The organism is Paenibacillus sp. FSL H7-0714 (assembly GCF_038003765.1).
Classification (GTDB): domain Bacteria; phylum Bacillota; class Bacilli; order Paenibacillales; family Paenibacillaceae; genus Paenibacillus_AQ.
In genome coordinates this window covers 29,816-49,334 of sequence record NZ_JBBOPT010000001.1, presented here as the reverse complement: position 1 = coordinate 49,334, position 19,519 = coordinate 29,816, and the positions used below count along the sequence as shown (strand labels likewise).

Below are 19,519 nucleotides of genomic sequence, written 5' to 3'. Positions count from 1 at the left end.
ACGCTTTTTGAAAACAAAGAAACGTCAATCTATCAAGAGGAAAAGTAGTTACCCGGATGCGCGGAAATCCGCCGCTCTTTCGAGTCTACCTCGCTTAGTTTCACTAAAGAAACATAGTCATGCAACAGACGCTCTTCCGTCTCTACTGCGCCTGATTCGACCAACACACCCACTCCAGCAACTTCGGCATTGAACTCACCGAGTAAATCAACCATCCCTCGAACGGTCCCGCCTGCCTTCATGAAGTCATCTACAATGAGTACCCGTGATTTCTCCTTGAGTGCTCGTCTAGAAAGAGACATGGTGTGTATGCTCTTATGTGATCCAGATACATAATTAATGCTTACTGCTGAGCCTTCTGTAACCTGATGATCACGTCGTACCAGCACTACTGGCAAGCCGAGCTGTGCTGCCGTTGCATAGGCTAGCGGAATCCCTTTAGTTTCTACTGTCATCACCACATCGATTTCCGATCCATAAAAGGCCGTCGCGATGATCTTCCCTGCTTGCTCCATCAAAGATGGCAGTCCAAGCAGGTCCGACATATACAAATAACCACCAGGTAATATCCGATCTGTCTGTTCCAGCTGCACACATAAACGTTTAACAAAAGAGAGCGCCATTTCTTTAGGCATCACAGGAATATAACGTACTCCACCTGCTGCACCGGCTAAGGTCTGAAGCTCTCCAATGCCCTCACCTTCAAATACTTCTTTTATGATCGCCAAATCTTCACTGATGGAGGACTTAGCCGCTCCATACCGATCGGCAAATATAGACAGCGGAAGTAGGTCATGTGGCCGCTCAAGTAAAAACTGAGTCATGTCTACCAAACGTTGGCTTCTTTTTAATTTCTTCACGGAATGCTCCTCGCCAAAACCGAATATTTTATGAAAAATATATCACTTTTGTACGGGTTTACACAAGAGAAGCATACTAATTGAGTGATCTCACTGCATAGACTTCCTTGCAGAACCCTCGCAGTCCATTATAAATTCTTGCTACTTTAGACTGCTTGGACACTAAACCGAACACTGTAGGACCGCTGCCGGACATTAACACTCCGTCTGCTCCGAGCTTAACCATCGCCTCTTTGAGCTGCTGGACCTCTGGATGCAGCTTTAGGGTAACATCCTCAAGCACATTGCCCAGATGATTACACACGCCCCCAAAATCTCCAGCTTCGATCGCGTCCTGCATCTTTCGAGCCGAAGGATGAACAGCTATATTATTGCTCCGCACACGTCCGTATACTTCCGCAGTCGATACATTGATAGGTGGCTTAGCCAATACTACCCAGCATTGCGGAGGATTCTTAATCGGCGTCAGCTTCTCGCCACGACCTGTTGCCAAGGCAGTGCCACCTGTAACGCAGAAAGGCACATCTGAGCCAAGCTCAGCGCCAAGCTCCTGCAGCTCCTGCGCAGGTATACCTAGGCGCCACAGTCGGTTCAGACCACGTAGGGTAGCCGCTGCATCACTGCTGCCGCCAGCCAGGCCAGCTGCGACCGGTATTCTTTTATCCAGATGGATATGTACACCACTCTTCACGTTATAACGCTCTTTAATAAGCCTAGCCGCTTGAAAGGCCAGGTTCTTCTCATCTAGGGGAATATAACCCGCTTGACTTGATATTATAATAGTATCCCTTGGCAGCTCAGACAGCTCTAAACGGTCTGCTAGATCTACCATGGTCATAATCATTTCCACCTCATGAAAACCGTCAGCACGCTTGTGCAGCACATCCAGCATCAAATTAATTTTAGCTGGTGCCTTCTCATACATTTTCAAGGCGTTCACCCACCTTCAGCTTTTCCCGTAAAAACAACTTAACATATTATATGAAAAACTTCTAATGAAGTCCAATAATAAAAGGGTGTCGCCAGTTAGACGCACCCTTTTTCGTTAAATAATTGTTCACACGCTAAAGATTAAGATTTCCGGGCTGCCTCTTCAGCGAGCTGAATCGCTCTTTTTACCATATTACCTGCATCCTTCGCCCGTATTCCTCCCCAGCCTTCACGTTCCACCGTTTCGTAAAAACCAAGCTCCTTGGCTAACTCTGTCTTTAGTTCTTCCGACATCATGCCTCGTTTTCTGCGGCTCATTACGGAATTCCTCCCTTATGAAAGAAAATGATAAACCGATTGCTCAATTAGTATGCTTGCTAAGAACAAGGATCATTCACTGAATATTAACGCAAAAAAAGAAACGGTCATCCTTTATGAAGGACAACCGTTTCTGATACAAATAAAAAACAGCCTCCAAAGGAAGCTGCCCGTGAAACATTAAGCTTTAATATACATAATCCGCATCTGCCCATCGTCTTCACATACTGTGATTTCCACAGATTCAGTAAGGATATCGGCATAGCTATAGGAGACTCGCTTGAATGTTTGCTGCTCCTGATCCAGTTTGACAATAAATACAGAAGGGTACGTTTCTTCCAGGACACCGGTGCGTTCTACGGTTTTACGACGACCTCCGTTTGCACGCAACGTGATCTTATGACCGACGTGAGCTTCGAGACTGCGTTTGATTTCCAACAGCGCGTTATTAGCCATTGCCTGACGACCACCTCTTTTCTTGTCCATTATACAACTTCCCCAGGTGTTTGTCAAAGCAAATAAATAATTATAGATGATGAATATTTGGTTGTCAACGGAATTTTTTTGCGGAGAATCAGAGGCGAACTAATAGCCTTGTTATCTGTAATAGGTTTACCACAAAGCAAGAAAAATAACATTGTCGATCTTTAAAGATAACTACCATTTCACACAAGCATAATCGCCTTTGGCGTCCCTATAAGGACGGTTAGCGTTTATGCGGGAAATATAAGGATAATGTATAGCGTGAAACTTATACTTTCTTATATAAAAAAAGGGTTAAGCTCATCGCTCACCCTTTCTTCGCGTTACTCTATTCGGCCACTCCAAATTACCTATTAGCTTTGAAAATAGACCTGTACCTGTCGATTAAATTGCGGAAGGTGTCACTTTTAGTGCTGACAGGTTCTGCAGACGCGGCATCCCAATACGGAAGCTGCCACGGGTCTCAATACCGCCGATTCCCTGATTACCACTAATGGTGTTGTTCAAAACCTCACTCAGATTCACCGTATCCCTAATGGGCGTGAACGACGATTTTGCCGCTACATAAACTGGGTCTAGGGCATGGATCAATATCCGTCCAGGAGAACTGGCGAAATTCGCCCCTGCCCCCAGCAGTGCTTCAAAATGTGACTGACAAGCACCTGCAACAATCGTCAACGCATCAAAATTTCGCTCATAATCCCTAGCTACCCTAATAGCAGCTACGAAGTTTTGCGAATTTTTATAGCTGCTCAGACTGTGAAGATCGTAAGTATGCTGTTGCTTCAGCACCCCGTCATGACCGGTAATCACCACAATATCTGGACGCACGCGGGGCAGCAGCCGGTATAAAGTGTCAGCCATTGCGGACTCATGAACATGATGACCTTCAGCAGGGATCCGCAATTGCTCGTATAAGCTAAGGCTCTTATTCAAATACGCTGGATCGCCATCCAGATGCAGTACTTTCCCCGGTACTTCAAAATAAGCAGCTTCCTTGGGCGATGGAGCCCATGCTCCTTCTGATAGAGCGCTCCCGCTCCGCTGACTTTGCTCCTGTCGGTCTTTCCGCAGCTGTGTCAGTGATTCATTCGCTTTAATCTGTGCCTGCTGTCCTCGTTCCGTAATTCGGGTAGGAGGCACTTGAACCAAGTCATTCAGAGGAGAATCCGCCAACAGACGGAAATCTGTGCCTTTAATGACGGCTCTGTCCTGCACAATATGATCTACACGAAAAGTCAAATCTCCGCCATAAGATTTACGAACGACCAAGTCTCCTAAATTCATTACAACCACCACCTCTACCCCATCGTATGGGCAAAGGCCTCAGTTGGTTCATAACTAGCTATGTTTTTAGCTTATTCAATTCCAGCAGCTAACAGAACACCGCTCAATCGGGCGTATTCTTCTAGACTTAACGTTTCTCCACGACGGGTTGGTTCAATACCAGCTTCTGCGAGTAAAGCCTCCAGACGCTCACGTCCCTCTTCCGGGAAGTAACGAGCCTTGAGATTGTTAGCAATCGTCTTGCGACGCTGTGTGAAAGAAGCTTGGACGACCTCAAAGAAGTGCTTCTCACTCTCAACCTCTACCGGTGGACGCTCTCTTACCTTTAGACGGATTACAGCGGACTCCACATTAGGTTGAGGAATGAACACCGTACGCGGCACAATGCAGACGAGCTCAGGCTCGCTGTAGTACTGCACGGCAATGCTAAGGCTCCCGTATTCCTTTCCTCCCGGAGAAGCAGCCATACGCTCCGCAACCTCTTTCTGAATCATTACAACGATGTTATCAAGCGGAAGCTTCTCTTCGAGCAGCTTCATCAGAATCGGAGTAGTTACATAATACGGCAGATTGGCAACTACGCTTACCTTGTTCACGGATGCAAAATCTTCTTTGAACAGCTCCTGCAGATTTACATTCAGAACATCATCATTACGAACCTTTACATGCGGATAAGGGGAAAGTACGTCCCTTAAAATAGGAATCAGCCTACGGTCGATCTCCACAGCAGTCACCGCACCAGCGGTTAGCGCCAAACGCTCCGTCAGGGCACCAATCCCAGGACCGATTTCCAATGCCCCTGATTCACTATCTAGCCCAGCAGCGTCAACAATCTTGTCCAATATATTTTGATCAATCAAAAAATTCTGTCCTAAGCTCTTCTTGAACTTGAATCCATAACGTTGAATAATTTCTTTCGTCCGTTTTGGAGTCGAAATTTCCTCTCTACCACTCATGAAGTAATGCCCCCCTGATCAATTTGGGCGAGAGCTCCGGCAAATTCCTCCCGCGTAATTCCAAACATCGCCAGCCGCTTGTACAGCTGCTTGCCATTACAATATCCGATTCCAAGCAAATTACCAAGTGCCATACGTCTTTCAGCTGCCCGAGGATGTACAAGCATTCCAGCGGCCATTAGATCATCAAGTCCAATTAAAGCAGGTGCACCTTCAAAAGAGGTATGTACATTCCGCAGCGCATGACGAATCGCCTCTGGAGAAGCGTTCTCCACACCAATATCTCCCTTGCGGGTTGCGTCCTTCTCCGGAATGAAGGCATGCTTGCAGCCCGGCACCTTTGCGGACACAATCTTACGAATTCGTTCACCCGCGTGATCCGGGTCAGTAAGGATAATTACTCCTCTACGCTCCATAGCAAGCGCGATCTTCGCAATTACGGTCCGGTCTACAGCCGAGCCCCCTGTTTCGATCGTATCTGCTTCTACAGCACGTTTAACAGCGACGGTATCACTCTTACCTTCAACGACAATTAATTCCTTAATCATATCTCTTGACTCCTTCCAAAAAAAGCAAAAAAGAAGAGGTTTCGCTCCTCTTCTTTTGGTTAAAGAATGTATAAGTGATGAGCGGTTGCTCTGCGATCAACGAAATGATCATCTGGCGTTCCTTAACGGTTATCATCACTATAGCTTATCAAAGAATAATTTGCAAAAGCTTCAGCCTAGTTTAACTCCGGCTTCACAGGTCCAATCACATAAACGGTACGTGATTTACGACCGAAATTACGGACATGGCTCAGTGAATCGTAATAGACATCTACTTTATTGCCTTTAATGGCACCGCCAGTATCTTCTGCTCGGCGGAATCCAAGCCCCTCGATATATACCCACCAGCCAATAGGGATTACATTCGGGTCTACCGCAATTGTACGACCTTCCGTTACGCGTGTTCCGGAGGCAGTTTTGGTACCAATACCTGGCTCTTCTGATGAATAAGCTGTCATGGAGACGTTCTTAATCATCTTCTTGTACTCAAAGTCTACGCCAGCCTTGCTTGTGACGTTATTAGTCTTGGCGCTAACCTTAGCCGTTTTTGAAGTGGTGTTTGATTTGGAAGTTGTTGTAGTCTTAGCTACAGCCGGCTTAGGAAGTGCTTTGGTACCAACGGCAATAATCTTATCTTTCGTTACCGTTTGTACTTCCTTACCAATCATGCGCATAGAGGCCAGTTCTCCGTCTTGGTAGATCTTTTCAATATGCTGAATCATGACGCCTGGTTTGCCTGCCTGTGCCACTCTAACTGTTCCCACAGTAAGGGAGGGGTCTGCTGTCTTGATGACTCTGAAGGGTAAGTTAGTTGATCGCTGTACAGTCTGTTTGTTGATGCGAACAATCTTAACCTCCATGTTTGCAGAAATGGTGGTGTCTAACGAAGGGAAAATCTTATCATGACCTTCTAGGGTAATGCCCATTTTCTCAATTGCTTTACCAATTGTGTCTTCGGTCGTATATAACGTTTTTGTTGCTCCATCCGCAGTAAGACTAATTTTCTGCGCACGATTGATAACGACACGGTCACCGTCTTTTATTTCATCACTCAGTCCTAAAGATAGTTCATCATGCGGCTGCAGCGAAATTTGCTCTTTCTCCAACACATCACCAAGAAGCGCTTCTCGCGTTTCAAGCGTCTGTGTTTGCCCGTCTATTACTAAAAATAATTGTTTGTTACTTTGACCGTGTACGTACAGCAGAATAAGTAGCGCGATAGCGACTGAAATCACGCCTGCAAGTAAAAGTACGCGAGTATTTACTTGCTCCCACCGTAATGCGAAAGACCTGCTGGATGACTGCGAATCATGGGATACTTCTGGTTGGAATACGCCCATTCTCTCCATCCTCCTTACATAGCCCCGTCGTCAATTGTATATCATGAGGACTGAATTCCTTTGACGAAACTATTTGAGATTGTCACAGGACACGCACGTAATAACTTAGCGTCTCCTGCTCATGGATCGCCTGCTCGGCACAGCTACTCCCACCTCTGTTATATAACAGTATGTGGGCAACATTCTATTTATTCAAAAATAAAAAAGCCTAAAAAGAGTTCAACTGAGGACTCTTTCGTGGCTTCTCCAATATCAGAATAGAGAATGCTTGTGCACGAGGTTGCCTCTCTTACTTGCGCTTACGGGGTTAGCTGTCGGGTTCGGACGAAAGAGAGACGCCCTATTTCAGGTCACCCGCTCATGGCGGTTGCCCTTAAATTCACCCCAAAGACCACGTGAAGAAATCAAATACTGTCCTACGGCACGTCTAAACCGTATTTAAAATACAGGCATGCGGCAGGTCAATATTGGTTCCCCCGTTCTCCATACGGAGACTCAGCGAGACGATCCATGAATCAATGGCTGTCACTATAACACAGCTCACATCACTGAAAAGATGATATCCTGTTTTGATGCATGTTGTAAAGGACGATTCAACCACGTTTACGCAAAAATATGGTTAAAATATTGTAATATTCAGCCGTTTTTATATTAAAAAAGTTTAATATATCGGCCATTCTCTATTTTTCGCCTGTTTTGCTCCCGTTTTCACTCAATCCCAAATCGTTCCAGTGCGTTCGCATACGTTATTTTAGCCAATTCTTCCCATGTTAACCCTTTAATTTCAGCTGCTGCCTCTGCTACCAGCTTCACATGAGCGCTCTCATTTCGCTTCCCGCGAAAGGGGTGTGGAGTCAAATATGGAGCATCGGTTTCGATCAATAATCGGTCTAGTGGGGTCTGCGCAAGCACTTCTTTTGGCACTCTTGCATTTTTGAACGTAATGGGTCCTCCAAAGGATAAATGAAAACCAAGATTCAAGCACATTTTAGCTGTTTCCCAGCTTCCTGAGAACGAGTGCATCACGCCTCCAACCTCATTTGCCTTTTCCTCCCGTAAAATCCGTACAACATCCTCATGGGCATCACGATCATGAATACAAATCGGCATATTTAGTTCACGGGCTAGTCCAATTTGCTTGCGAAAAACTTCATGTTGCACATCCTTGGGAGAAGTATCCCAGTAATAATCCAGTCCGATTTCACCAATAGCCACTACTTTTTTATGACTGCATAGAGAAGCGATCCAATCGAGATCTCCTTCTTTCATATCAATCGCATCCTGAGGATGCCAACCCACTGCCGCATAAATATAATCATAAGATTCCGCCAGCTTCATCGTTGAGGGAATCGTCTCCCGATTAAATCCGATATTAATCATCTTGCTAACTCCTGCTTCTACAGCACGAACGATAACTTCTTCGCGATCCTCGTCGAATTGAGGTGCATCCAGATGCGTATGTGTGTCAAACAGAAACATTTTAACCCTCACTCCTTGTTCTTTTTTAAATATAAGACAATATAAGTTTCACGCTATCCGTTATATCTTATATTTCTACTCTTCTTGTCATAAATCCCATATTTTCTTGTATTATTTTGCAAAAATCTCTGCAATAGAAGCAGGCAATCGCGTAAGCGCATTTCTCAACTTATCCTGAGGAAAATAAAGATGATATCTGCCACGGTGAATGCCGCTAATAGAACGCACAATATCCGACACCTCTGAAATTTCCCGCAGATGATCATGCCGATCAAGCAGCAGAATTTGTTTATTGTCAAAAGCTTCTCCCGGACGGAACACATCATAGGGCAGATCTGTCGGAAAATCAATCTCCAAATCATATTCTGGGTGAAGTCCGGCTGCCGCAAAACTGCTGCGAATTTCAGTAATCATATCTGTATCGAGATTCTCCACCTCAACATATTTATACAGTTTACGATGAATAAAACGGGTACACAAGTCACTTAGTAGCTCATCTTTCTCAAGTGTCCACTGCATAAAAGCCGTCTGTACCAGTGCTTCATCTAGCATTAAATATTGCTTCACTGTCACCTCACCACGGAACAAATCCTCCAGCGGATTAATCATGAAACTAAAATTGTACCCCTCTTGGAAAAGCTCCTTGGCTCTACGGAAAATTTGTCGCAAAATAATCTCTGAGCTACGTGTCACCGGATGAAAATAGACTTGCCAGTACATTTGATAACGCGACATTAAATAATCTTCAATGGCATGCATTCCCGATTCTTTTACAACAATTCGACCATTATAAGGACGCAGCATTCTTAAAATCCGATCAATGTCGATCGTCCCATAGTTTACACCTGTATAGTACGCATCACGCAGCAAATAATCCATGCGATCGGCATCTAGCGGACTGGAAACCAGATTTACAACAATTTCATGCTCATAAGTTTTAGCGATTACAGAGGCTACTTTACGAGGAAAATCCTCCTCCACATCACGCAAGATCTCAGTAATCTCTGTGTCCTCCAGAATAATTCGACAAGTCCAATCCTCATGATTCATTTCAAAAGCTTCTTCTATAGAATGGGAAAATGGACCATGTCCCAGATCATGCAGCAAGGCCGCACACAAGGTGAGCAGACTTTCTTCAGGAATCCAATCTTTATACCCGCTTCGTTCAAATTGCGAAATAATTCTACGTGTAATTTCGTAAACCCCTAGGGAATGAGAAAATCGACTATGCTCTGCGCCATGAAAAGTAAGATACGAGGTACCCAGCTGGCGAATTCGGCGTAAACGCTGAAATTCCTTTGTATTTATTAGTCGCCAAATAATAGTATCCTGCACGTGGATATAATTGTGAACCGGATCTTTGAAAACCTTTTCTTCTGTGAGCAGCTGCTTCATGAGATCAACTCCTTTATTAAATTTAATATGATTTTAACCAATATAAGTATATAATAAGTAATTATGTCGTACTTTGTCGAATAGTGACGTTTTTAGTCTTGGTAAATCGACAAAGTTTATTTTTTCACTTTTTTTAGAATTCGTGATTGTTATAGGGAATTCAAAGTTTTCGTGAAAAAGCACTTATTTAACAGATGAAAAAAGGTTGACTGTTTTGGGAATCGTTGGTATTATAAATATCATAAAACAGTGAACAATGTCGAATAATGACGTTTTTGGAACATTGAGAGGAGTAACGATTGTTATGATGAAATCAACAGGAATTGTAAGAAAAGTAGACGAACTTGGACGGGTAGTTATTCCCATTGAATTGCGCCGTACTCTTGGCATTGGTGAAAAAGACGCACTTGAAATTTACGTTGATGGTGAGCGCATTATGCTTAAGAAATATGAGCCTGCCTGCATTTTCTGCGGCAACGCTGAGAACGTAACTTACTTCAAAGGAAAAATAGTTTGTCATGAATGCATTTCTACTATCCCTACCCCTGTGACAAACTAAAATAAATAGTATATAATAGAACTAATCAAATTGTTAATTCTAACCTTTTCATATCTCCTTGACCTCCCGTGACCGCGGGAGGTATTTTTTTTCTGCAATCACCTGTGTTTCCCGCCCCAAAAGGTGTCTATAAGGATTTACTCCCCCATGACACCTAATAATGATGGGTAATGCGGTGAGAGCAGGAAGTAAAACGAGTTTTTACCATGATCTGGTCTATATTGGGCTTCCTTTTGGGAACCACCTTCAGGCTAGAATCTCGTCAGCTTCGTAATACCCCTCCGCACCTTGTTAGCCTCTTAGAATTAGAATCCGTCAATGACACTTACTGCTGCTCCGCTTTATCCAGAAGTGCGTTATAAATATCCCGCTTTGACACACCACGATCAGAGGCTGCTTTTTTCATAGCTTCTTTACGCGGCATATCTGCTGCTTCGTAATGAGCAACATGTTCTTCAATACTTAGCTGGCGCCACCAAGCCGATTCCGCCATTTCAGCATCTTCCTTGCTCTCGCCTTCAACGACGATAACATACTCACCAAGCGGTGGATGTTCAGCGAGCCAATCCGCACATTCCTCGATCGTCCCACGTAGGAACTCCTCATATCTCTTCGTCAGTTCACGAGCAAGCACAATTCGCCGATTACCAAATGCTTCATGGAGATGAGCCAGTGTCTTCACCACGCGATGTGGAGATTCGTAGAACAGTATAGTCCCTTGCGCCGAACGAAGTGGACTTAATACCGCACGGATATCTTTACGTTCTCGAGGTAAGAAGCCGATAAAAGTGAACGTAGTCGTAGGCAGACCAGAGGCAATTAATGCTGACAAAGCTGCGTTAGCTCCGGGTATAGGAATTACTGGTATACCGTGACTTATGGCAAGGGCTACAAGGTCTGCACCAGGGTCGGAAATGGCTGGCAAGCCGGCATCGCTGACGAGTGCCAAATTTTTTCCTTCTATTATATAGCGGATAAGTTCAGGTCCACTGGCAGCCTTATTATGCTCATGATAACTGAACAGCATAGAGGGTGTAATTTCAAAATGGCTCAACAATTTCCGAGTTTGTCTTGTATCCTCAGCTGCAATAATATCGCATTCCTGCAATGTGCGGACAGCACGATAAGTCATATCCTCTAAATTACCGATGGGTGTTGCCACCAAAAAGAGTGAACCGGTTGATTCCTGCTTATGTGTATTGTTATTGTTCTGAAAACTGCTTTGGCATGATATCGTCATGATTTACCCTCTTTAGCACCATAGTAGATGTCCATAATTTCTGGACAGTATTGATTGTCCTCATTATATACAATGAGTGGTGGATGTAAACGAACCTCCGGCTTACCATCACGTATCGCTTCAATTAATACCATATTAGCTTCCAGATGCGCACGTGGATGTACAAAGCGAATAATCTTAGGCTCGAGCCTATATTTTCTCATAAGACTAATAATATCGACCAATCGTTGTGGCTTGTGAACCATACTTACCTTTCCACCGGTGCGAACCAGTCTCACACAGGCTTGAATGACCTCCTCCAGCGTACACCCGATTTCATGACGAGCCATAGCCTGATGAGTGTTCAGCTTGAGGTCACTGCCGTTAAGCGGCATATAAGGAGGATTGACTGTTATTGCATCATATACGCCATGTCCTGCTACTTTATATAACTCACGTAAATCGCCTTCATGGATCACAACCTGATCCTGAAGCCCATTTAGAGCCACGCTACGTCGAGCCATATCCGCTAAACGGGGCTGAATTTCAATCCCTTCTATAGAAGCTTTAGTTCGGGTCGTCATCAAAATAGGAATTACACCATTCCCAGTACAAAGATCCAGGACTCTCCCACGAGGTGGAACGCTGGCGAAACGCGCAAGCAGTACAGCATCCATAGAAAAGCTAAATACTTCGTCACTTTGAATAATTCGCAAGTCATGCGTTAATAAATCATCCACCCGCTCCGTCGGCAACAAAGGAACAGATATATCGTTAAAAGAATTTGTCATGTAGTAATCTCCTAAATGTTTTGTTGAGCTAAAATTCAAAAAAAACCGTAGGATCAATCTCCTACGGCTGGATATCCTCATTTATTAAGAAAAGAAAGACAGAACAGACAATCACCTTCCGTGCGTAAATGTCCAAAATAAACATTACAGATGTGAAAGCCTTCATGGTAAAGCCGGGCCAAGTTGTCATAACCTTCCCCGACAACCTCTTCTGTTCCCTCTCCGGCAGCTAAAAGAGCTTCCGCCTCCGCAGAATCTACGGTAGGATCCAAAGGTGCATCCCGCTTTAAAATTTTGCGAAGCTGTTCATTCTCCAGAGTTAACCTCTGATTAGCTTCCATCAGTTCTTTTACCGTCTGTTTCCATTCTCCAAGATTGGCGCGCATCGTTTCCATCTGTGCTTCCATATCCTGCATGTGTGCAAATATATTTTTCTTCTCCAAGTTTCCACCCCGAAAGTAACCTTATAATGGTTTACTTGACGACAACATCATCCATTGGAAGTTCCTTAACTTTGCCCACTTCAAACAACTGTACATGAACCGTACGGCTTCTGGCATTAAGTCCTACTACTTTGCCATCACCCAATGAGGTCACGACAATCTTGCCGACCGCTGGCATTTCTTCCTTTACACTCTCATAATTGTCATGCTCAAATTTCAAACAACACATCAGACGTCCACAAAGTCCTGAAATCTTCGTCGGATTAAGTGACAGGTTCTGATCCTTCGCCATTTTAATGGATACGGGTTCAAAATCCCCTAACCAAGATGAACAACAAAGTACTCGCCCACAAGGTCCAAGTCCACCTAGCATTTTAGCCTCATCACGCACCCCAATTTGCCGTAGCTCAATGCGGGTCCGGAAAATACTTGCTAGATCTTTAACCAATTCTCTAAAGTCGACCCGTCCTTCGGCCGTAAAGTAAAATATAATCTTATTACGGTCAAAAGTAAACTCTACATCGACGAGCTTCATTTTGAGACCATGGTCGCGTATTTTATTTAAACAGGTGGTAAAAGCCTCTTTAGCGGCCCCTTTGTTCTCTTCAACTACGCGTGCGTCGGTTTCTCCGGCAATACGCATCACTTTTTTGAGGGGCAAAACTACATCGGATTCTTCCACCTCTTTTTTGCCTACGACAACTTTACCGTATTCAACCCCACGTGCTGTCTCCACAATAACATATTGATCCCGTTCAATCGGAAAATCAAGTGGATCGAAATAATATATTTTACCCGCTTTTTTAAAACGGACACCTACTACGCTGTACAAAAATTAACCCCCTTGTTTGCCGGTAAAAGGAACCTATGGGCATGTCCGCTCCCTGATGATCCATGCTTGTCCTTCCTCGTCTGTTAAAACGATATTTCCAGGTAAAGCGACATCCGGAGGATATATCATAACTAATCCTTTAACTTTCCAGTCGGATTAAAAACTGCTCCAGACACAACTGGGCATTGGCATTGGATCGCAGCTTCTTAGTGCTCTCTGCAGCAAATCCCATATAAGCCACCCATTGTTCCGCACTCCGCTCACGGGCATGCCTGGAAATAAAGTCTAACTGATCTATGAAAACGATACTCTCATGCTTACGATACAGGAAGTAAAGCATATCTTTAAACCACAGATGGAACATGCTGAAGAAGATATCCAAATGTTCAGCGAGTCCGGTCTTGAACAGCTTCTGCCCAGCAGTTGCTACAGCGGAGCTGCCCTTGCCTAAGGACTCCTTAGCTAATTGTAACATTACATTTCTCATTTCTGCAAACCAATTCTGTTCCAAAAGTTTCCTGCAACCATCAAGTCCTGAACTAAGTGATACTGCACATCGAGCTAAGGGTATGGGAACGCCCTCACTTGCCAGAGCTTGGAGCATAATATCCGGGTTTAACGGACTAAATGGAATCCGCTGAGTCCGCGACTGAATTGTTGGCAATAAGGAACGGCTATTATCAGAAATTAAGATTCCAACAGCCGGAGCTGGTGGTTCCTCCAGAAATTTCAGCAGACTATTGGCAGCTTGTACCGTCATTTTGTCTGCTCCATCTATAATATAAACTTTCGGATTCACACCCTCTGACCGATAGGAAAAGACGCGCTGCAGCTCACGGATTTGATCTATTTTAATACTTGCTCCATCTGGCTGCAGCAGTGACAAATCAGGGTGGTTTCCATGCTCTACTTTGCGGCACTCCAGGCATTCCCCACAGGCATCGTCCTTGCTCTGGGTACAAAATATAGCTTGGGCAAACATCAGCGCCGTTTTCATTTGTCCACTGCCTGCCGGCCCTGTAAATAAATAAGCATGACTCACAGCTTCTTTGCGCAAGGCATTTTGGAGTAGCCGCTTGGCGTTCTCCTGGCCTACTATATCATGAAAAGGCATAATTTCCTCCCAAAACTTTCAAACATAAACGCCTTTAGCGTCCTTATAAGGGCGGTAAGTGTTTAATCGAGAAATATAAGGCTAAAGTATAGTGTAAAGCATATACTTTCTTATATTTTAAAAAGAAAGGTTGATTAACAACCCACGGATTTCTCCAACGCGTCCTAACAGATCGATCCGGCCTTGCTCACTATTCAGCAAATCATCTGCCATTGATAGCAAAGCCGAATCAATTTCCTCAAGCAGCTTGTAACGCTTGCCACGTCCACGTCGATCCCATCCGCGTGTTTCCTTCAGAATGACGCCTCTTCGAGCCGTTTCCTCCAGAAATCTTTTGATCATCATCCGGTAGATGGTAAGCTCACGAATCGTCATAGACTTAGATAAACGATCGCCTTGAGACTGTATTTCTTTGATCTGGCGATTTAGTTCATCTTTGGTTTTCTGCTCACTTTGCTGCTGAAAAACATCAGAGAACGTTTTTTGCTGAACGGGTTTGTTAGCCCCTTCTGCATTTGGCATCTCACTCTTCAAGGGCCTATACCCCGGATTGATCTTCAAAGGTTATCTACCGCCCTTTTTATAAATGGCTTGCTAATCTATATTATACTTAATAATGTTCAAAACGATCTACAGGAAGTACGAATACAGTAGCTCCACCCACCTGTACCTCAACAGGAAGTGGCAAATACGAATCCGTTGTTCCACTCATCGGTGTTACAGGAGTGACTAACTGCTCACGCACTTTACAGCTGTTTCGGATTACGGTCAATACGGATTCAATCTGACTGTCTTCTACCCCGATCATAAATGTCGTATTCCCCGCTCGTAGAAATCCACCTGTACTTGCAAGTTTAGTAGCACGGAAATTGGCTTTGACTAGCTCGCTGGACAACCGGTTACTGTCTTTATCCTGGATAATTGCAATGATCAACTTCATCTTCGCATTCCCTCCCAATACTTTTATGGTGTATTACTACTTAGAGTTACTCGTAGTAACCCTTACTTCATAAGCACACGCCTAATTATATGTCACTTCTCTTAGTATATTAGACAAAACACCCTAAAAACCCTTTAATACTCTCTCTTCAAGAGTTCTCACGATATCTTGTTCTACCATATGAATGGGGCGATTAGCATCCAGAACTACTATTCTGTCCGGATTGGCCTGGGCTAATAATTGATAGCCTTCACGGACCTTCTTATGAAAAGAAAGGCTCTCCAGATCCAGACGATTCACTTCCCGTTCTTGATTCGCTGCTATCCGTGACAACCCTATCTCTGGGTCTACATCCAGATAAAAGGTTAGATCTGGCATACGGTTCCCTATTGCAAAACGATTAATACTCCATACCTCTTCTATTCCGAGTCCTCTCGCATGTCCTTGATAAACGAGGCTGCTGTCTACAAAGCGGTCACAGAGTACAGTAAGCCCTTCTCTAAGAGCGGGTTCAACGACTTCGGCGAGATGTTGGCTTCTTGATGCAGCGTATAGTAATGCCTCTGTACGCGCATCCATAGCTGTATGGGCAGGATCTAGAATAATGGAACGAATCTTCTCAGCAATCTCAACGCCACCCGGTTCACGGGTAATTCGATAAGGCATGGACCGGTTCTGTAAATAGGCCGTTACTCTACCTAGTACCGTTGTTTTTCCGGAGCCTTCGCCCCCTTCTAATGTTATGAAGAAACCTTCTTTTCCCACTTATGCTTCTCCGCCCTTCTGAATGTTGTATACCTCAATACGCTGCAAGACCGGATCAGCACAAGCCTGAAATTTGGCGCCTCCTTTGGCTAAACCAGCCAGCCTTCTTTGGATCTGATCTGTGATCACTTCACCCGGATATAATACCGGGATGCCTGGTGGATAGGGAATAACCATCTCTGCCGCCACTCTACCCACGCAATGTTTAAGATCAATACTTTCAATTTCATTCGCTGACACCGGCTTCAATGAGAAGTGGACAGGATCTGAGATTTGTAAATGATGGAAATTGTTCCACGTGGAAATATTGCGAGCGCCTGATAAGTCGGGGGCGTTCGGTGATTCGGAAGGTTCCTCCGAATCTATTTCCCGCAGCGCCTGCAGCAAATGATCTGCATCTCCAGCCTTCGATCCAAGGCTGAACAGCAGCACTACGTGCCGGTCATCGCTCATCTCCGGCACGCAGCCCTTTGCCTCGAGCTTGCGCTGCAGCTCGAAGCCGCTCAGGACCCCGGTGGCGTCATAAATGACGACTTTAAAGGGGTCCTGTGTCACATACGCCGCCAAAGAATCAGGCGGCGTATTCGGGTGCAGCGGCTCTGCCGGCTGCACTAGTCCGTAGCGCGGCAGCTCCGCGAGTCCGCGCCGCAGAACGTCCACGGCGGCCAGCCCCGCCGTGAAGGCACCCTTGCCCCGGCTGTGCAGCAGCCGCCGGGCAAGATCCAGCGACGCCATCATAGGATATGATGGGCTGGAGCTCTGCACCATGGCGAGCCGCTGCCGGAGCAGGGCGCGGTCGAGCCGCGGCCCTTGAACATGCAGCATAGCGCCCATGGTCATCGCTGTGAGCATCTTGTGCGTGGACTGCACGACGCCGTCCGCGCCACAAGCAAGTGCCCCGGCTGGCAGCGCCGGGTGCTGCCCGTAATGCGCCCCATGCGCCTCATCCACAAGCAGCGGTACACCGCTGTCGTGACAAATACTCGCGAGGGGCGCAAGATCACTACCCATGCCGTAATAATTCGGCATGGTAACAAGTACAGCTGCGGCTTCAGGATAGGCTGCAAGTGCAGCCTTAACAGCTTCGGCCGCCGGCGCCACTGCCAAGCCGCTGAGTGGATCAATCAGAGGCTCCAGAAAAACAGCATGTACTCCAGCCAACATCAGTCCATGAATGACTGACTTATGCACATTGCGTTGAACAATCATAATCATTCCAGGCTCGGGACAAGCGGTTAGAATAAGAGCCAGATTGCCGGCTGTGCTTCCTCCAACCAGAAAAAAGCTTTCCTCTGCTCCAAAGCAATCTGCTGCCAACTCTTGCGCTTCCTTGATAACTCCCTCAGGATGATGAAGATCATCCGTTCCGGAAATTTCCGTAACATCATACTTCATTACCTCATCTAAAAAGCCAGCGCCTTCAACGCCATCATATGCCTCTCCATTCTTATGACCTGGCACATGATAAGATCTATTACCCATAATTCTATATTGTTCCAGCATTTCGTATATAGGCGCCCTACAACGTTGTAATTTATTCATATTAAATTCCTTCCCATAGGGTTCCTTCTATTTTAACGTAAATATTCGCAAACGCCTACGCTTCAGTGTAAAAGCAGCCCTTTGGACAACAAAACGGCTCCTCCCGCCTGAAGAACGAGGAAGCCGTGTATTGAATATCACTAATGCAGCCTTCGTATCTTTCATCCAGACCGCTCTCTTAATTGCATCATTTAACAGAGTTACTCACTTAAGCGTTCTTTTGCAATCCAATCTTCTTCATCCGGCCGATAAAAAAACGGTACTTGGCATCTTCAGCCTCGGTACGTATCATCTCAGCCTCACATTCTTCACAAATAAAATGCGAGACAATCACAATACCTTCCTCTTTTACCTGTCCACAAATGATACAAGCTTGCCCGGTTTGCTGTTCCATAACCATCCCACCTTGACTCTTTTAAGAACAGTATGATACACCTTCTATCATTTTAAACCTTTTCATAGTTTTTTCATATCCTTCGTATCGTGCATTATATATATTCCGTTGCCGTTATATCGGTGAATTTTCGCCGCAGTTTAATAAAATACATCCAATCGCCGATATTAAGAACATACGAATTCACGAGGAGGTTAGACTATAATCTATGGAACCCACTACCAAAGGTGCAGCTACATTCTATCAATATAAACTAATTAAAAAAGTAAATCTAACGGCACGCCTGCTGCCTATTTATATTATGCTTCCCTTATTAGTCCTTGTGCTCGAAACCGTATTTCTTTCCTGGTGGAGCATTCTTTACATAATCATAGCAGCGCCTGTAGCCTTCTGGGTTCAATATGTCATTTCACGCTCAGTTCTTTTAATCTCAGGACACCCCATTTCAAAAAGATGGTCTGTCTCATTTAAACTGCCTTGGTTAGGGTTTATGCCTGATCAACATATTAGTTACCGTATATTCCGTAAAGTACAGCTACATAATTTCTATATCGGTCTTTGTATTGCAGCACTCTTTATTTTCTGGTCACCGCCAGCATTTACAGTATCACTGATCACTTGCCACTTATGGCTCCTACTGCCTCGTCTTTATACTCTGTTCAGACTGAATCGACAGGATCAGGGAGGCATGCTGAAATTCAATCCGACCGATGTATCCTATTACTCTCAATAAAGTGCAGCAGTATAGTTCATATTATTTTCACGTATTAAAAAATAAACCGCCATCCTTAGGGATGGCGATTCTTTATTTCGTCTTAAGGCCTTTAATGGAGGTCTTCTTTTCTTTAGGAATCATCACTACAAAATAATCATCGTGCACTGTTAAATGAACCGTTAACCCATCCTTCAGAAAAACGCCCGAAGAATCACTATCATCATCTTCCTGTTCTGTCCATCCCCAGGCTTTAATAGCCTCCAAATAAGGATCCGGAATACCATTCTTCTCCTTTAATCCAGGTAAAGAATAACGTACATAATCCATAGCAACGTTAGTAGTGGTCTGGTCTGGTGAGTTTGCCTCATGGGGGACAGGGAAGCTTTTCTCATTCAGTGCACCCTCAAAAGTATCCCACTTAGGTTCTTTAGCCCCGCAACCTGCCAGTATTAAAGTTAAAATACAAGAAATCATTATTAACTTGAATATTTTTAATTGTTTCATGCCTTAAATCCTCCCTACCTCTACAATGCATCTAAAGACACAAGAAAATTCAAAGTTAGAATTTATGAGTAGTTCCTTCGTATTAAAGATCTGCTAACTATTAGC

General features: G+C 44.7%; 23 protein-coding genes and 1 riboswitch. Of the genes, 2 read left to right on the top strand and 21 right to left on the bottom strand.

Annotated features, from left to right (window positions below):
- Positions 1-32: 32 nt before the first annotated feature.
- From purR to NST34_RS00180, 10 genes are all read right to left on the bottom strand, one after another.
- Positions 33-860, bottom strand: a complete 828-nt coding sequence (gene purR, locus NST34_RS00225) for a pur operon repressor (RefSeq protein WP_042183840.1) — start codon at positions 858-860, stop codon at positions 33-35.
- Between the two features lie 76 nt (positions 861-936).
- On the bottom strand, positions 937-1,791 hold the full coding sequence (ispE, locus tag NST34_RS00220) for a 4-(cytidine 5'-diphospho)-2-C-methyl-D-erythritol kinase (RefSeq protein ID WP_042183839.1): 855 nt from the start codon (positions 1,789-1,791) through the stop codon (positions 937-939).
- Between the two features lie 140 nt (positions 1,792-1,931).
- Entirely contained in the window at positions 1,932-2,108 is a 177-nt protein-coding gene (locus NST34_RS00215; RefSeq protein WP_042183837.1) for a small, acid-soluble spore protein, alpha/beta type, read from the bottom strand.
- Positions 2,109-2,288: 180 nt separating this feature from the next.
- Positions 2,289-2,564 carry a biofilm formation stimulator Veg gene (gene veg / locus NST34_RS00210; RefSeq protein WP_019914493.1) on the bottom strand — a complete coding sequence of 92 codons (276 nt, stop codon included), beginning with the start codon at positions 2,562-2,564 and terminating at the stop codon, positions 2,289-2,291.
- 411 nt (positions 2,565-2,975) lie between these two features.
- Positions 2,976-3,878, bottom strand: a complete 903-nt coding sequence (yabG, locus tag NST34_RS00205; RefSeq protein WP_042183835.1) for a sporulation peptidase YabG — start codon at positions 3,876-3,878, stop codon at positions 2,976-2,978.
- A gap of 71 nt (positions 3,879-3,949) precedes the next feature.
- Complete coding sequence (gene rsmA / locus NST34_RS00200; RefSeq protein WP_042183833.1) at positions 3,950-4,834, bottom strand: 16S rRNA (adenine(1518)-N(6)/adenine(1519)-N(6))-dimethyltransferase RsmA; 885 nt, start codon at positions 4,832-4,834, stop codon at positions 3,950-3,952.
- Positions 4,831-5,382 (bottom strand): ribonuclease M5, encoded by a 552-nt coding sequence (gene rnmV, locus NST34_RS00195; RefSeq protein ID WP_042183831.1) that lies wholly within the window; start codon positions 5,380-5,382, stop codon positions 4,831-4,833. The genes rsmA and rnmV overlap by 4 nt, the downstream gene beginning before the upstream one ends.
- Before the next feature lie 176 nt (positions 5,383-5,558).
- The gene (locus NST34_RS00190) at positions 5,559-6,722 is read right to left on the bottom strand and encodes a 3D domain-containing protein (RefSeq protein WP_076286881.1); all 1,164 of its coding nucleotides are present in this window, start codon (positions 6,720-6,722) and stop codon (positions 5,559-5,561) included.
- 281 nt (positions 6,723-7,003) lie between these two features.
- Positions 7,004-7,233: riboswitch (cyclic di-AMP (ydaO/yuaA leader) on the bottom strand.
- A gap of 197 nt (positions 7,234-7,430) precedes the next feature.
- Complete coding sequence (locus NST34_RS00185; protein ID WP_341126924.1) at positions 7,431-8,201, bottom strand: TatD family hydrolase; 771 nt, start codon at positions 8,199-8,201, stop codon at positions 7,431-7,433.
- 111 nt (positions 8,202-8,312) lie between these two features.
- Positions 8,313-9,596, bottom strand: a complete 1,284-nt coding sequence (locus NST34_RS00180) for an HD domain-containing protein (protein ID WP_341126923.1) — start codon at positions 9,594-9,596, stop codon at positions 8,313-8,315.
- Between the two features lie 304 nt (positions 9,597-9,900).
- Between NST34_RS00180 and NST34_RS00175 the strand changes: the two genes are divergently transcribed.
- Positions 9,901-10,155, top strand: a complete 255-nt coding sequence (locus NST34_RS00175) for an AbrB/MazE/SpoVT family DNA-binding domain-containing protein (protein ID WP_042123095.1) — start codon at positions 9,901-9,903, stop codon at positions 10,153-10,155.
- A gap of 325 nt (positions 10,156-10,480) precedes the next feature.
- Here NST34_RS00175 and rsmI read toward each other — a convergent pair whose 3' ends face one another.
- The 10 genes from rsmI to NST34_RS00125 form a co-directional block, all read right to left on the bottom strand.
- The gene (gene rsmI / locus NST34_RS00170; protein ID WP_341126922.1) at positions 10,481-11,395 is read right to left on the bottom strand and encodes a 16S rRNA (cytidine(1402)-2'-O)-methyltransferase; all 915 of its coding nucleotides are present in this window, start codon (positions 11,393-11,395) and stop codon (positions 10,481-10,483) included.
- Positions 11,392-12,165 (bottom strand): tRNA1(Val) (adenine(37)-N6)-methyltransferase, encoded by a 774-nt coding sequence (locus NST34_RS00165; RefSeq protein ID WP_042183822.1) that lies wholly within the window; start codon positions 12,163-12,165, stop codon positions 11,392-11,394. Before NST34_RS00165 ends, rsmI begins: the two co-directional genes overlap by 4 nt.
- Before the next feature lie 77 nt (positions 12,166-12,242).
- Positions 12,243-12,608: a DNA replication initiation control protein YabA gene (yabA, locus tag NST34_RS00160; protein WP_042123089.1), complete on the bottom strand. Its 366-nt coding sequence runs from the start codon at positions 12,606-12,608 to the stop codon at positions 12,243-12,245.
- 31 nt (positions 12,609-12,639) lie between these two features.
- The gene (locus NST34_RS00155) at positions 12,640-13,440 is read right to left on the bottom strand and encodes a PSP1 domain-containing protein (RefSeq protein WP_341126921.1); all 801 of its coding nucleotides are present in this window, start codon (positions 13,438-13,440) and stop codon (positions 12,640-12,642) included.
- A gap of 139 nt (positions 13,441-13,579) precedes the next feature.
- The gene (holB, locus tag NST34_RS00150) at positions 13,580-14,554 is read right to left on the bottom strand and encodes a DNA polymerase III subunit delta' (RefSeq protein ID WP_042123085.1); all 975 of its coding nucleotides are present in this window, start codon (positions 14,552-14,554) and stop codon (positions 13,580-13,582) included.
- Between the two features lie 117 nt (positions 14,555-14,671).
- A complete protein-coding gene (locus NST34_RS00145; RefSeq protein ID WP_042183820.1) occupies positions 14,672-15,115 on the bottom strand; it encodes a YaaR family protein in 444 nt (147 codons plus the stop codon).
- Between the two features lie 49 nt (positions 15,116-15,164).
- Positions 15,165-15,494 carry a cyclic-di-AMP receptor gene (locus NST34_RS00140; protein ID WP_042183817.1) on the bottom strand — a complete coding sequence of 110 codons (330 nt, stop codon included), beginning with the start codon at positions 15,492-15,494 and terminating at the stop codon, positions 15,165-15,167.
- 123 nt (positions 15,495-15,617) lie between these two features.
- Complete coding sequence (gene tmk, locus NST34_RS00135) at positions 15,618-16,259, bottom strand: dTMP kinase (protein WP_042183814.1); 642 nt, start codon at positions 16,257-16,259, stop codon at positions 15,618-15,620.
- The gene (locus NST34_RS00130) at positions 16,260-17,801 is read right to left on the bottom strand and encodes an aminotransferase class I/II-fold pyridoxal phosphate-dependent enzyme (RefSeq protein WP_341126920.1); all 1,542 of its coding nucleotides are present in this window, start codon (positions 17,799-17,801) and stop codon (positions 16,260-16,262) included.
- 208 nt (positions 17,802-18,009) lie between these two features.
- Complete coding sequence (locus NST34_RS00125; RefSeq protein WP_042123074.1) at positions 18,010-18,195, bottom strand: sigma factor G inhibitor Gin; 186 nt, start codon at positions 18,193-18,195, stop codon at positions 18,010-18,012.
- Between the two features lie 208 nt (positions 18,196-18,403).
- Between NST34_RS00125 and NST34_RS00120 the strand changes: the two genes are divergently transcribed.
- Positions 18,404-18,928 (top strand): hypothetical protein, encoded by a 525-nt coding sequence (locus tag NST34_RS00120; protein ID WP_042183802.1) that lies wholly within the window; start codon positions 18,404-18,406, stop codon positions 18,926-18,928.
- Positions 18,929-19,000: 72 nt separating this feature from the next.
- On the opposite strand, the gene NST34_RS00115 is transcribed toward NST34_RS00120, so the two are convergent.
- Positions 19,001-19,414, bottom strand: coding sequence for a hypothetical protein (locus tag NST34_RS00115; protein WP_076300968.1), 414 nt, complete (start codon positions 19,412-19,414; stop codon positions 19,001-19,003).
- Positions 19,415-19,519: the final 105 nt, after the last annotated feature.

Bases quoted from the DNA above. Each gene is read 5' to 3' on its own strand.
- yabG (WP_042183835.1), bottom strand. From the start codon at position 3,878: ATGAATTTAGGAGACTTGGTCGTTCGTAAATCTTATGGCGGAGATTTG.
- rsmI (WP_341126922.1), bottom strand. From the start codon at position 11,395: ATGACGATATCATGCCAAAGCAGTTTTCAGAACAATAACAATACACAT.
- NST34_RS00190 (WP_076286881.1), bottom strand. From the start codon at position 6,722: ATGGGCGTATTCCAACCAGAAGTATCCCATGATTCGCAGTCATCCAGC.
- NST34_RS00165 (WP_042183822.1), bottom strand. From the start codon at position 12,165: ATGACAAATTCTTTTAACGATATATCTGTTCCTTTGTTGCCGACGGAG.
- NST34_RS00215 (WP_042183837.1), bottom strand. From the start codon at position 2,108: ATGAGCCGCAGAAAACGAGGCATGATGTCGGAAGAACTAAAGACAGAG.
- NST34_RS00120 (WP_042183802.1), top strand. From the start codon at position 18,404: ATGGAACCCACTACCAAAGGTGCAGCTACATTCTATCAATATAAACTA.
- NST34_RS00185 (WP_341126924.1), bottom strand. From the start codon at position 8,201: ATGTTTCTGTTTGACACACATACGCATCTGGATGCACCTCAATTCGAC.
- NST34_RS00125 (WP_042123074.1), bottom strand. From the start codon at position 18,195: ATGGAACAGCAAACCGGGCAAGCTTGTATCATTTGTGGACAGGTAAAA.
- rnmV (WP_042183831.1), bottom strand. From the start codon at position 5,382: ATGATTAAGGAATTAATTGTCGTTGAAGGTAAGAGTGATACCGTCGCT.
- rsmA (WP_042183833.1), bottom strand. From the start codon at position 4,834: ATGAGTGGTAGAGAGGAAATTTCGACTCCAAAACGGACGAAAGAAATT.
- NST34_RS00175 (WP_042123095.1), top strand. From the start codon at position 9,901: ATGATGAAATCAACAGGAATTGTAAGAAAAGTAGACGAACTTGGACGG.
- NST34_RS00180 (WP_341126923.1), bottom strand. From the start codon at position 9,596: ATGAAGCAGCTGCTCACAGAAGAAAAGGTTTTCAAAGATCCGGTTCAC.
- veg (WP_019914493.1), bottom strand. From the start codon at position 2,564: ATGGCTAATAACGCGCTGTTGGAAATCAAACGCAGTCTCGAAGCTCAC.
- NST34_RS00140 (WP_042183817.1), bottom strand. From the start codon at position 15,494: ATGAAGTTGATCATTGCAATTATCCAGGATAAAGACAGTAACCGGTTG.
- holB (WP_042123085.1), bottom strand. From the start codon at position 14,554: ATGCCTTTTCATGATATAGTAGGCCAGGAGAACGCCAAGCGGCTACTC.
- NST34_RS00115 (WP_076300968.1), bottom strand. From the start codon at position 19,414: ATGAAACAATTAAAAATATTCAAGTTAATAATGATTTCTTGTATTTTA.
- NST34_RS00130 (WP_341126920.1), bottom strand. From the start codon at position 17,801: ATGAATAAATTACAACGTTGTAGGGCGCCTATATACGAAATGCTGGAA.